The organism is Dyella sp. SYSU CM1112 (assembly GCF_058216415.1).
Genome location: NZ_JBZEGI010000005.1, coordinates 141,075 through 154,141, shown reverse-complemented (window position 1 = coordinate 154,141; position 13,067 = coordinate 141,075). Strand labels below are relative to the sequence as shown.

At 60.9% G+C, this 13,067-nt stretch carries 7 protein-coding genes; 6 read left to right on the top strand and 1 reads right to left on the bottom strand.

What is annotated here, in order from left to right:
- The first annotated feature begins 9 nt into the window (after positions 1-9).
- From AC4HNJ_RS09575 to AC4HNJ_RS09550, 6 genes are all read left to right on the top strand, one after another.
- A complete protein-coding gene (locus tag AC4HNJ_RS09575) occupies positions 10-2,985 on the top strand; it encodes a TonB-dependent receptor (protein ID WP_490479335.1) in 2,976 nt (991 codons plus the stop codon).
- A gap of 172 nt (positions 2,986-3,157) precedes the next feature.
- The gene (locus AC4HNJ_RS09570; protein WP_490479334.1) at positions 3,158-5,041 is read left to right on the top strand and encodes a beta-galactosidase; all 1,884 of its coding nucleotides are present in this window, start codon (positions 3,158-3,160) and stop codon (positions 5,039-5,041) included.
- Positions 5,041-6,423 carry an APC family permease gene (locus AC4HNJ_RS09565; RefSeq protein ID WP_490479444.1) on the top strand — a complete coding sequence of 461 codons (1,383 nt, stop codon included), beginning with the start codon at positions 5,041-5,043 and terminating at the stop codon, positions 6,421-6,423. Before AC4HNJ_RS09570 ends, AC4HNJ_RS09565 begins: the two co-directional genes overlap by 1 nt.
- Positions 6,402-7,349, top strand: a complete 948-nt coding sequence (locus AC4HNJ_RS09560) for a carbohydrate kinase family protein (protein WP_490479333.1) — start codon at positions 6,402-6,404, stop codon at positions 7,347-7,349. Before AC4HNJ_RS09565 ends, AC4HNJ_RS09560 begins: the two co-directional genes overlap by 22 nt.
- Positions 7,327-8,748, top strand: coding sequence for a family 4 glycosyl hydrolase (locus AC4HNJ_RS09555; RefSeq protein ID WP_490479332.1), 1,422 nt, complete (start codon positions 7,327-7,329; stop codon positions 8,746-8,748). Before AC4HNJ_RS09560 ends, AC4HNJ_RS09555 begins: the two co-directional genes overlap by 23 nt.
- A 348-nt stretch (positions 8,749-9,096) precedes the next feature.
- The gene (locus AC4HNJ_RS09550) at positions 9,097-12,273 is read left to right on the top strand and encodes an efflux RND transporter permease subunit (protein WP_490479331.1); all 3,177 of its coding nucleotides are present in this window, start codon (positions 9,097-9,099) and stop codon (positions 12,271-12,273) included.
- A gap of 40 nt (positions 12,274-12,313) precedes the next feature.
- Here AC4HNJ_RS09550 and AC4HNJ_RS09545 read toward each other — a convergent pair whose 3' ends face one another.
- The gene (locus AC4HNJ_RS09545) at positions 12,314-12,568 is read right to left on the bottom strand and encodes an XAC0095 family protein (protein ID WP_490479330.1); all 255 of its coding nucleotides are present in this window, start codon (positions 12,566-12,568) and stop codon (positions 12,314-12,316) included.
- Positions 12,569-13,067 lie beyond the last annotated feature (499 nt).

The window sequence follows — 13,067 nt, the reverse complement described above, 5'->3', positions numbered from 1 at the left end:
AGCAATCGAATGAAAACGGCTGGTTTAAAGCGTAGAAAAATAGCGATCGCCCTGTCCGCCGGGCTGGTCGCCGCAGGTATGGCAGCGCCGGTTATGGCGAGCGAGGTGCACGGTCATCTGCAGCAAGAAGCATCGGGGCAACCGGTGGCCAATGCGCGCGTGACTCTAAGCGGCACCACTTATACGGCCACCACCGATAAGGACGGCAATTTCACTTTCGCGAACATACCCGCAGGCAGCTACACCGTTTCCGCCTCGCAAAACGGCTTTGCCACGGCCAGCACAGCGCTGACGGTATCTGCCAACGCACCCGCAACGGTCGCACTCAATCTGAAAAAGGTGGCTCAACTCAATGTCGTGACCGTTGCCGCCAACCGCTACGACGCCGCCACCATGCAGATGGATGCGCCCAACACCACCAACGTGTTGTCGGCTGCCGACCTACAGTACACCGCCGTGCATAACGTCGCCGAAGCGCTGGGCCTGATTCCCGGCGTGAACGTGACGAATACCGGCTCGGGTTATTTCTCCGGCGTCGATGGCGCCGCACGTGGCGAAGGCGTGTATGCCTCGGTACGCGGCTTGCCTGCCGACTACGACGTCAACCTGATCAACGGCGTGGACGTGGCGCAAGGCATGCCTTATACGCGCAGCGTACAGCTGAGCCTGTTGCCGCCGTCCGGGCTGCAGACCATCGTGATGAACAAAACTTCTACCGCCGATATGGACGGCGATGCGATCGGCGGCACCGTCGATTTCCGCACGCCGACCGCCTTCGACTACGCCAAGGACACCAGCGGCAGCGTTTCGGTGAGCGGCCGTTCGGAAAGCCGCGCGCAGGATTACGGCGGCAGTGGCCTTGGCGGTGGCATGGCGGCCGATTTCCAGACCAAGTTCGGCAACCAGAAGCAGTTCGGCGTTTATGCCAGCGCCTATTACGACTACCGCACCTACACCAATAGCGAACTGGCCGCGGCCACCAGCGCATTGAACGACGGCTCCTGGGCATTCGCGCATACCGATGCCGAGGGCCATAGCGCGCCGGGTTACGACAAGGCCTACAACCTGACCAGCACCGGCATGGACGTGGGTGTGGTGCCGGGTTATGAGCGCCGCTACGGCGGCAACTTCTCGTTCGACGCGCGGCTCGACGACACGCTCACTGCGTACCTGCGCATGACTTACGCGTATGCGCAGACCACCGAAAATACGGCCTTCACGCAGTTGATTCCGCAGAACGTCACCTATTCGGAGATCGGCAACACGGGCGTGTACCAGCCGAACATCGGCCGCATCGCCGCACGTTACTGGTTCGAAACCAATCCGGAAATCGCGGATATGACCACCTTCCAGGCCGGCTTCGACAAGACCGCGGGCGGTTGGACCATTTCGCCGAACGTGTTCTACAGCTTCGGCGACAACGATCGCCCCAATCACGTGGAAATCGACGGCCGCGAAGACAAGTACTCGCAAACCAATTTTGCCTACAGCGGCAGCTCACTGGTGACTTATGGCCCCGGTGGCTTTCCCTACCCGCAGCTGACACCGGCGCTGCTGAACCAGGTCAACAATATCCCTTCCATGTACGCCAATGACTATGGCGAACTGACCGAGATCTACTCCGGCCAGCGCAAAGGTGGTGGCAAGGTCGACTTCCGCTACGACTTCGACAGCGGTGCACTGTCCTCGATCCAGTTCGGTGCCAAGTACAGCGAAAGCATCCGCAACTTCAGCGACCGCGACTGGTCGACTGCGGGCATCAACGACGGCACCACCACACTCGGCGACCTGGGCATCTTCGATGGCAGCTACAACGCGATCTTTCCCGGCAAATACGATTGGAACACGGCCAAGATCAGCCAATCCGCGGTCGCCAACCTGATTGATCAATACCTGGTATCGAGTGATCTGGATACCTGCGGCAAAAGCCTTTACATCAACAACTACAACTGCGACACCTTGCGCGGGGTGGAAGCAGTCAGCGCCATCTATGGCAAGGCCACGTACACCTTCGGCAACCTGGAAATCATTCCCGGCTTCCGCTTCGAGCACACCGAGATTCAGAACACCTACTGGGTCACGCCGGAAGACAGTGCAGGCAACGAAGAACCCGGCGCTTTCCAGAAAAACCACACGGTCTACAACGAACCGCTTCCCAGTGTGTTCCTGAATTATCGGCAAGGCGACAACGCGGTGTATCGCGTAGCGTTGTGGCAAAGCTATACACGCCCATCGCTCTATCAGCTCGGCTCCGGCGAGAACGTGAGCATTTCCGATGGCGTCACTACCATCACCCGCGGCAACCCGGACCTGAAGTCGATCAAGGCCACTAACTTTGATATCTCCGGCCAATGGAACAGCAACAACGGCGGCTATGCCTCGATCGCCGGCTTCTTCAAGCACCTGAGCCATTACATCTACGACTCCGGCGGCGGACAGGCCAACTCCACCACCTCCGGCGAAGGTACGGTGCTGTACCAAACCCCCGAGAACGGCGGCAATGCACGCGTCTACGGCGTCGAGCTGGATACTCACCAGAAATTCAAATTCCTGCCTGCGCCGTTCGACGGCCTCGGTGTCGGTTTCAATGCCACTCGCCAGAACACGAACGCGGACCTGGGCATGGCCGGCTTCCGCGCTGAAGAAATGCAAAGCGCGCCCAAGTTCATGGCGAACGCAGAGGTGTTCTACGAGAAGGACGGCTTCTCGCTCAACCTGAGCTACCACTACACCAGCGCATGGCTGGCCGAATACGACTTCCTGAATCAGGGCGGCCCGTGGGATGACCTGTGGATCAGGCCGATCAAGCGATTGGATTTGCATGCCGGCTACATGTTCAAGAACGGCTTGCAGGTGGACTTCTCCATTTCCAACCTGGCCGACAACTACAGCTATTGGGCGCATATCGGCAAACGCAACCTGGCGGTCTCCGATATCGTCGATACCGGCATGACCTCCTTGCTGACGGTCAAGTACAACTTCTGATGCGATGTGTGCGCTGCCCGTTGATGCACGCTGCTCCCTCCCCCGCGCATGGGGGAGGGTTGCCGCTGATGCGTCTTCCGCCCGTCATGGCGGCGACGACCAAAACGTTTCACTGCAGCAGAAGCGGCTCACCCCGCGCTTCGTACCCGGGTATGCATAGAGATCCCCGCCCATGAAACGCCGCCAGTTCATTCGTTTTGCCCTGTTATCCACCCTGGCGTTGGACAGCCGCATCACCCTCGCCGAACATCATGGCAAGGCGCCTGTCACGCCCGCGCCGGAAGCAGACGGCAAAGCACACCGGTTCGCCTTGCAGGGTCACCATTTCGTACTGGACGGCGCGCGCTTTCAGATCCGCAGTGGCGAAATGCATCCTGCACGCATTCCCGTATCGTATTGGCGGCATCGCATTCGCATGGCCAAGGCGATGGGGTTGAACACCATCGCGCTATACGTGATGTGGAATTACCTGGAAAGCGAGCCCGGCGTTTTCGACTTCAGCTCAGAGCGCCGCGACTTTGTCGCCTTCATCAAGCTTTGCCAGGAAGAAGGGATGTGGGTGTATCTGCGTCCCGGACCTTACATATGCGGCGAATGGGATCTGGGTGGCTTGCCGTCGTATCTGCTGCGCCACGAAAACATCGCGCTGCGCGATCGCCATGATCCCACCTACATGGCTGCGGTGCAGCGCTATATTGCGGCCATCGCGCCGAAGATCGCGCCCCTGATGGTCTCGGCGGGCGGTCCGATCCTGATGTTGCAGGTGGAGAACGAGTATTCATCGTTTGCTGCAGACGTCGGTTATCTGGAGGCCGTTCGCGATATGTGGCAAGCCCACGGCGTCCACGGACCGTTTTCGATTTGCGATGTGCTATCCGATTTCAAGCGCCGCCACGCGTATCTCCCTGGCGCCGCGCTCGGCCTGGACGGTGCGGCGCCGCCTGCATTGCAAGAAGGCTCGCGTCTCGCGCCGCATGTTCCGGTCTGGGTCGGTGAAACCTATCCGGGCTGGCTTACCCATTGGGGCGAACCAGGGTTTGCCGACAAAAGCGATGCCGAAGCGCTGCGCCGGATCATCGCCGGTGGTTATTCCTTCAACCTGTACATGGTGCACGGCGGCACCAACTTCGGCCTGACTGCCGGCGCCAACGCGGACGATGACGGCTCCAACTTCCAGCCGGTGATTACCAGCTACGACTACAACGCGCCGATCAACGAATGCGGCGATGCCACGCCGAAATATCACGTATTGCGCAAGATCATCGGCAAAGCCACCGGCTCGCCCTTGCCAGCGATACCACCGCCTTGCCCCAAGGCATCGTTCGCGGATGCCATGCCGGCGCCGTTCGCCTCGCTGTGGGACAACTTGCCGGCGCCGATAGCAACCCACACACCCCTCGGCAACGAGCCACTGCTGCGGCAGAACCAGGGCATCGTGGTGTATCGCAAACGCGCGCCGCATGGCCGCGTGCTCTATCTCGACGGCGTGCACGATTACGCGATCATCCATATCGACCAGATCGAACGCGGAACGATATCGCGCATGCGCGACCGCCGGCTTCCCTCGTCGCCGACACTGCAAGTCGCGCACGCCCATCGTGACGGCGAAATGGTGCTGGATATCCTGATCGACAGTTTCGGCCACATTAATTACGGCCCGCCGCTGGGCGATCGCAAAGGTCTGGTCGGCGATGTGCGTCTCGACAACGCACCACTGCACGACTGGCAGGTTTACGGCTTGCCGCTGGACGATGCCTTCATTGCCGCACTGAAACCTACGCTCACGCATCCCGATCGTCCCGGCCTGTTCTTCAAGGCAAGCATCCATCTGGAAACGCAAGGCGATGTCTACATCGACATGCGCGCGTGGACCAAAGGCTATGTCTGGGTCAACGGCCATTTGCTGGGGCGCTATTGGCATATCGGGCCACAGCAATGCCTGTACTGTCCCGCTGAATGGCTAAGAGCCGGCGACAATGAAGTGCTGATGCTGGATCTGCACCAGACCGGCGCGGCTCCTATCCGTTGCGCAGAAAACCAGGCAGGCGCGGCATGATGAAGGTGTTCGATCACGCCGCGGAAGCCACAGCAAGCGCTGAACCGGACCACGTACCGACCCGCGCCATGGGTTTCTGGGGCGGCCTTTCCGCCAATCTGTTGAACATGATCGGGGTGGGTCCGTTCATCACCATTCCGCTCGCGCTGTCGGCCTTGGCCGGACCGATGGTGTTGGTGGGTTGGCTGGCGGGCGCCTTGCTTTGCCTGTGCGACGGGATGGTGTGGGCGGAACTCGGCTCGGCCATTCCGGAATCAGGCGGCCCTTATCACTACCTGCGTACCGCCTATGGCAGCCAGCGGGCGGGACGCCTGTTCGGGTTTTTGTATCTGTGGCAGACCGTGCTGACTGCGCCGCTGTCGATTGGCTCCGCGGCGGTCGGCTTCGCGCAATACTTCGCTTTTCTGATCCCGGGCATGGGCCATCACGGCCAAGTGATCACGGCCATGCTGCTCTGCCTGATCAACACGGCTTTGCTTTATCGCAAGATCGATTCGGTGCAACGGCTCTCGCTGCTGATCAGCGTGGTGGTGATGGGCGCTTGCGTGTGGATCGTGTTGAGCGGCCTGCTGCATTTCAATACGCATCTGGCGGCCAGCTTCATGCATGCAGGCGGCGATTCGAAGCATGGCTTCTGGCTAGGGCTGGGTACCGTCAGCCTGATCGCCGTGTACGACTACGGCGGCTATAACAACGTGTGCATGCTGGGCGGCGAGATCAAACGGCCCAAGCGCACGATCCCGCTTGCTGTGCTGGTATCGATCCCGATCGTGGCAGTGCTCTACATGGGCCTGAACCTGTCGGTGCTGGGCGTGCTGCCGTGGCAACAGGCAGCACATTCCAAGGCGGTGGTGGCGGATTTCATGCAATCGATCTACGGCCGCGCCGGCAGCGTCACGGCCGTGCTGTTGATCCTGCTGGCGAGTTGGGGTTCGGCGCTGGTGGTGTTGCTGGGCTATTCACGCGTGCCGTATGCGGCGGCGGCATCCGGCCAGTTCTTCCGGATATTCGCGCGGTTGCATCCGCGCGGGCACTTCCCGACCGTATCGCTGCTTTTCACCGGCGCCGCGTCAGCGCTGGCGTGCATGCTGTCGCTGGACGATCTGATCGCGGCGCTGATGGTGATCCAGATCATGTTCCAGTACCTGGCGCAGTGCATGGCCATCGTGCTTTTGCGCCGCCGAGGACGTGGCGATACGGACACCTTTCGCATGCCGCTGTATCCGTTGCCGGTGCTGATCAGCGTGATCGGCTGGCTGTACATCGTTTGCACCAGCCCTGGCCGGCACATCCTCGCCGGTGTGGCGGCCATGCTGGGCGGCACGCTTATTTTCATGATCGACGCATGGAGACAGAAAGCATGGCCTTTCCAGAGCCGATGAAGCGCTGGGACGTTGTATCCGTCGGCGAGATTTATGCCGATCATGTCTTCAACGGATTTGAACGCTGGCCCGCCCCGGGCGAAGAAGTCTGCACTGATCATTACTTTCGCGAACTCGGTGGCGGTGCGATCAATACCGCTTGCGGACTCGCGCAACTGCAATGCCGCGTGCGCCTGATCGGGCTGATCGGCGAAGCGGATCGCGGCTGGTTCGAGGCACGCCTGAAGCGTTTCGGCCTGTCCGCCGACGGCCTGCGTTCTTCGTCGCTGGATACCGGCGTCACGGTGAGCGTCTCCACGCGGGAAGACCGCTCTTTCTATACCTACCCAGGCGCCAATCGCCGCCTGGGCGAACTGCTCGACGATGCCAGCATCCATGAAGAACTGATCGCTGCGCGTCACGTGCATTTCGCCATGCCGCTGAACGCGGAGCTGGCCAAACGGCTGCTGCCGCTGTTGCGCAAAGCCGGATGCACCACATCGCTGGACGTGGGTTTCAGTCCGGACTGGCTGCGCGATCCAGGCAATCAATGGACCTGCCGCGCGGTGGACTACTTCTTTCCCAATCAAGCCGAAGCGCAGGTGTTGACCGGCTCGCAAAGCGCCGATGCCTTCCGCGAGTGGGCGGCGTCGATGAATCTGCGGCACGGCGTCATCAAGCTGGGCGCAGCCGGCGCGGCAGCCGTCGTACAGGGCAGGTTGCTGCAGGTACCGCCGCCGCATGTGGATGCGGTGGACATGACCGGCGCGGGCGATGCCTTCGATGCCGGCTTTATCGCGGGCGTATTGAACGGCGAGTCGCCGCAAGAGTGCCTGCGCCGCGCCTGCATTTGCGGCGCGCTGTGCACCACCCGCATCGGCGCGCTGCAAGGACTTCCTGATTCTTTGTCGTTGAGGAGCATGTATGAGCAAACCTATGGACCGTAAGATCGCCTTGATCGGTGGCGGCGGCGTGCGTGCGCCACTGGTGATCTTCGGCGTCGACGAAGCCACGGAAGCGCTGGGTGCCAAGGAATTGGTGCTCTACGATCCCGATCAGGATCGTCTCGCCGTGATGGTGGAATTGGGCAAGGCGATCGTCGCCAAGTCCGGCGGTTCGCTGCATTTGCGTGCGGCTGCGTCCGCCGAAGAGGCCATCGACGGCGCGCACTTTGTGATGAACAGCATCCGCGTCGGCGGCATCGTTGGCCGGGCCGTGGACGAACAGGCGGCCATTGAAAACGGCTACCCCGGGCAGGAAACCACCGGGCCGGCCGGCGTAGCGATGGCGCTGCGCACCGTGCCCGCCGCGCTCGAACAAGCACGCCTGGTCGAACGGCTGAGCCCGGATGCGTGGCTGGTGAACTTCACCAACCCCGCCGGCTTGATTACCCAGGCGGTCACCACGCATACCAAGGTCAAGATGGTCGGTATCTGCGATACGCCAACCGAGCTGTTCCACAACATTGCCAAGGCACTGGGTGAGCCGTTGAGCGACGTGCACTGCGACTACGTCGGTCTCAACCATCTAGGCTGGGTTCGCAGCGTGCGCGTGCGCGGCAAGGAGGTCATGGACACCTTGCTTGGCAGCGACGAGTTGCTGCGCCAGCTCTACATCGCACCGTTGTTCGACTACAACATGCTCCGTTCGCTGCGACTCATTCCCACCGAATACCTGTTCTTCTATTACGAACGCCGCCGCGCCCTGCATAACCAGTTGCAGCAAGGCGGCAGCCGTGGCGCCGAAATCCAGCAGTTGAACCTGATGCTGATCGACACGCTCAAGAGTCGGCTTGGCGCGGGCGACGGCGATGGCGCCGTCGCGGCGTATACCGCCTATCTCAACCAGCGCTCGGGCTCTTACATGAAGCTGGAAGCAGAAGGCGGCTCGGCGTTCGATCCCGATGTCAGCTTGCAGGTGGATCCGTTCCGCACCGCGACCGGTTATCACCGCATCGCCATCGATGTGATGAGCGCCTTGACCGGTGCAAAGCCTGCAAGCATCGTGGTCAACACGCGTAATCGCGGCGCGCTGGCCGATCTGGGCGAGGACGAGATCGTGGAAACGGCATCGCGCATCAGTCTCGACTCTATCGTGCCCGAACCTATCGCGCCGCTGCCCGATGAAGTGCGGGGACTGGTGCATGCGGTGAAGGCCTATGAACGCGCGGCGATCGATGCTGCCATGTCCAACACGCGATTGACTGCACGCAAAGCCTTGTTGATTCATCCGGCCATCGGCGAATGGAGTCCCAGCGAAGCCTTGTTGCAAAACATGTTCGGCACGGTCGACGCAGATGGAGAATGCCTTTGTCACGGCCACTTGCACGGACATCTGCACGGTTGAGCGCTGGCCAGCAGCATGGCCATTGCTGATTGCGCGTGGATGGAACGCCATGCCATCTTTTACAACGGCCTTGCAGCACGCAGGTCTTTCGTCAACGCGGCACGATTCCAAGATGGATCGACGAAGGTACACGGAAGTTGAAGTCAGCCGTGCGATGACGCATCTGTGAAGCACACGTGACAGAAGTCATTCACAAGCTTTCAAGAGGCATGCCGTGCCTTATGGCACGGACAGACTTCAGGCACATTTGACGGCGTGCGCGTCGCGGTATGACGTAGGTATGGATATACCTGTGTTTTCTGCGCGTATTCACATCACATGCTTATCAGTGCCTAGGCAGGTGAATGCGTGAATTTATTTGCGCCATTGATTCGCCGACCCACCAGCACCTCGTTGCTGGCCATCGGGCTGTTGCTGGCGGGCTTTTGCACCTACCTCGCCCTGGGGCTGGCGGCATTTCCATCCGTCGAGTTTCCTGCGGTGTCGGTTTTTGCGCAGCTACCGGGTGCCGATGCGCAAACCATCGCCAACACGGTCACGGCGCCACTGGAGCGTCAGCTAGGGCGCATGCCGGACGTGCAGGAGATGACGTCCGACTCGACCCAGGGCGGCATGTCCATCCAAATACGGTTCGATACCTCGCGCAGCTCGGACCAGGCGGCACGTGATGTGCAGGCGGCCATCAATGCGGCTGCGCCGGATCTGCCATCGCAAATGGCTTTGTTTCCGCCGCAATACTTCAAGGCCAACACCTCGGACATTCCGGTGCTGCTGATCGCGATGACATCCGCCAGCATGCCGGCAGACAAACTCTACGATCTGGCCGATACGCTGATGCGACCGGCGGTGTCGCAGATCACCGGCGTGGCGCAGGCACAGTTGATCGGTGGTTCGCCGCATGCCATTCGCGTATCGCTGAACAACGCCGCGCTCACCGCCAAAGGCCTGACGGCGAACGATGTGGCGAATGCCTTGCGCGCGGCGAACGTCGCTTCGCCGCAAGGGATGTTGAGCGATGGCGTCACGCAGATGACGGTGTCTGCTACGGATGACCTGCAAAGCGCGAGCGATTTCGCCTCGCTGATCATCGCCAACCAGAAAGGCGCGCCGGTGCGGCTCTCGGATGTCGCCACCGTGACGAACGGCGCACAGGATGCGACCCAGCAAGCGTGGTTCAACAACCGTCACGCCGCCATCCTGCGCGTGACGAAACGCCCGGAAGCCAATGCCGTGCAAGTGGTGCGCGACATCCGCGCTACGCTACCGCGACTTCACGGGCTGGTGCCGGCCGATGTGCAGATCACGCCGATCTTCGACCTGACACTCTCCACCCAATCCGCCCTGCATGAGGTTGAAATCGCGCTGCTGCTCAGCATCGTGATGGTGGCGTTGGTGATGTTGCTGTTCCTGCGCCGCGTGCGTCCTACCATCATCGCGATGTTCAGCGTGCCGCTGTCGTTGGCGGGCGCGTTCGTCTTGATGTACGCGCTGGGCTTCACGCTCAACATGCTGTCATTGATTGCCTTGGTGTTGTGCATCGGTTTCGTGGTGGACGATGCGATCGTGGTGATCGAGAACATCTTCCGTCACATGGAGCAAGGCGCGAAACCACTGGACGCCGCGCTGATCGGCGTGCGCGAGATCGGCTTCACGGTGATCTCCATCACCTTGTCGTTGATCGCGGTGTTTGCGCCGATGGTCTTCGGGCACAGCAGCATGGTGATCCTGATGCGCGAGTTCTCGGTCACGCTGATCGCGACGATCGTGATCTCGGCCCTGGTCTCGTTGACACTGACGCCGGCGCTGTGCGGTCGTTACTTGTTGGAAGAAAAGCGTGACGTGCATGTGCCGGGACGTCTGGAAATGGCGGTGGAGCGTTTCGACCGCTGGATGCTCCGCATCTATGAGCGCGCGCTCGACTGGGCCATGCATCATCGCCGCGTCATGCGCTGGCAACCCTTGATCCTGCTGGTGATGACTGTCGTGCTGGCCATGGCGGTTGCGAAAACGGCGGGCGGCACGCTGATGCCCGAAGGCGATACCGGCATGCTGCAGGCCAATCTGGTGGCCGATCCGAATATTTCGCCGACGCTGCTGGCCCAACGCACGCTGGCGGTCGGCGCCATCATGGAGACCGATCCGGCGGTGCTCGATGTCGCTTCGTTCCTGGGCGGCAACGACACCAACGGTGGCGTGGGCAATGAAGCCTCGTTCTTTGTGGACCTCAAGCCGCTGGGCGATGGGCCGGGCCAGCGACGGGAGCCGGCGAGCGCGGTGATCGCGCGCCTCACCAAGCGGTACAAGCAACTGACCGACGTCAAGGTCGCGGTGACCAGCCTTGGCTTTTTCAGCGACGGCGGCGGCGATCAGGCGCGCGGCAAATATGCGTTTGACCTCACCAGCACGTCCAGCGCTCCCCTGGAGCAACCCACCTTGCGACTGGCGCAAATCATGCGCGGGATGACGTCGTTCCGCGATGTCAGCACCAGCTTCGACAATATCGGCAGCCAACAATGGCTGCAGGTCGACCGCAATGCCGCCTCGCGCCTGCAGGTGGGCATGGGCGACATCGACCAGACGCTGGACAATGCGTTTGGCCAGGCGCCTGCGTCGGTGATCTATTCAGACATGAATCAATATCAGGTGGTGTTGACGGCAGACAACGCCAACTCGCTCGACCCGGCGTCCTTGCTCGACATGTATGTGCGCAACAGCCGCGGCAAGATGGTGCCGCTTTCTGCCATGGCGCAGGTGGTGCCACGAATCGAGCCGACTGACATCCAGCACTACAACCAGCTCGAAGCAGCCACCATCCACTACAACCTCGCCGACGGTGTCACGCAGGCCGACGGTCTGCGGTTAATCGATCAGGCGATGTTCGCCGCCCATCTTCCACCGGGCATTGTGAAGAAATTTACCGGCAGCAATCAGAAACTGGTGGAAGCGGCCACCAACACCGCGGTTATTTTCATGGCGGTGATCCTGGCGATGTATATCGTGCTGGGCATACTTTATGAAAGCCTCATTCATCCCCTGACGATTCTTTCCACCTTGCCGGCTGCGGGCATGGGTGCGTTCCTCGCCATGTTGGTGACGCATACGCAGATCAGCACCATGTCGGTGATCGCGGTGCTGATGTTGATCGGCATCGTGAAGAAGAATGCGATCCTGATGGTGGATTTTGCCTTGGTGGCGGAACGCGAAAACGGACGCACGCCAGCGGAAGCGATTCGCGAAGCGGCCTTGGTACGTTTTCGTCCGATCACCATGACCACGCTGGTAGCGATGGGCGCGGCGCTGCCGCTGGCGATCGGTTTCGGCGTTGGCTCGGAGATGCGCCAGCCGTTGGGCATCGCGATTCTCGGCGGCTTGCTTGTCTCGCAGTTGCTCACCTTGTTGAGCACGCCGGCCATTTACCTGTGGTCCTACGATCGCCGCCTGCGCAAGGCAGCGCGCAAGGCTCGCCGGGAAGAGAAGCGGCGAGCACGTCAATTCGGCAAGCAGGCTGCAGCGCTGGATGGCTAGCACCTGACGGGATGGGTCAGGCGTGGGCGTGCGTTGCTCATCAAACAATCTTTACAGGCGGGCGTGTCACGGCATGGTCCAACACCGCGTTAATTTGTCCCGCGAATCGCTCGAAGCTCTCGCCCAGGGGTGCTCGCCCAATTTCCAATAGCACGCACTCTTCTTGCTCCGTTTGCGGGTAAGCGAGTGCCGCGAGGAAGAAAAGCTGGTCGCGGATTTCCTGCAGCTTGACGTGGCCGTCTTCGCTCAGCCAATAAGGATGCGATTCCAGCAGGGGATGATGCTCGTTTTGCATAGCGTGATTCCATGACGTTGGGTCACGCCGCGCATTGCACGCGACGTGATGGGACCCAGGGCGCATGCCCTGATACCTTGCCTAAGGTGGTAAGCCCTTTCGGCTACGTGCCCCGATTCGCCTGGCACCACGCAAGCAGCATGATGGTGGGAGCAATGAAAAACGACAGGGGGTGAGCACAGAACGTGCTTGCCGTATCATCCGGCTTAGCCATGATAACTTCCTCGTGTAAGTTGTTATGGTCAGCGGGTCGTATGAGTTGTAGCTCATGCGGCCCGCGCTCTCACTTCAAGGTCGGGCGTGCTGTGCCATCTGCTGTGCGATGAGCACACCCGACCTGCAAACCTTCGCGGAAAACACCGCGCGTTGTCCAGCGCCATTCGCTGATGCGACGAAAGTTTGAGACTTTGCCTCATTACGCTGCGTACGCTTGCTTCTTGCAGTACCCCGTGCACATGTGCGTCGTTCTTTCTATTTGCGTTGCACTATCTACTGCCTC

Bases quoted from the DNA above. Each gene is read 5' to 3' on its own strand.
- AC4HNJ_RS09575 (WP_490479335.1), top strand. From the start codon at position 10: ATGAAAACGGCTGGTTTAAAGCGTAGAAAAATAGCGATCGCCCTGTCC.
- AC4HNJ_RS09570 (WP_490479334.1), top strand. From the start codon at position 3,158: ATGAAACGCCGCCAGTTCATTCGTTTTGCCCTGTTATCCACCCTGGCG.
- AC4HNJ_RS09565 (WP_490479444.1), top strand. From the start codon at position 5,041: ATGAAGGTGTTCGATCACGCCGCGGAAGCCACAGCAAGCGCTGAACCG.
- AC4HNJ_RS09560 (WP_490479333.1), top strand. From the start codon at position 6,402: ATGGCCTTTCCAGAGCCGATGAAGCGCTGGGACGTTGTATCCGTCGGC.
- AC4HNJ_RS09555 (WP_490479332.1), top strand. From the start codon at position 7,327: ATGAGCAAACCTATGGACCGTAAGATCGCCTTGATCGGTGGCGGCGGC.
- AC4HNJ_RS09545 (WP_490479330.1), bottom strand. From the start codon at position 12,568: ATGCAAAACGAGCATCATCCCCTGCTGGAATCGCATCCTTATTGGCTG.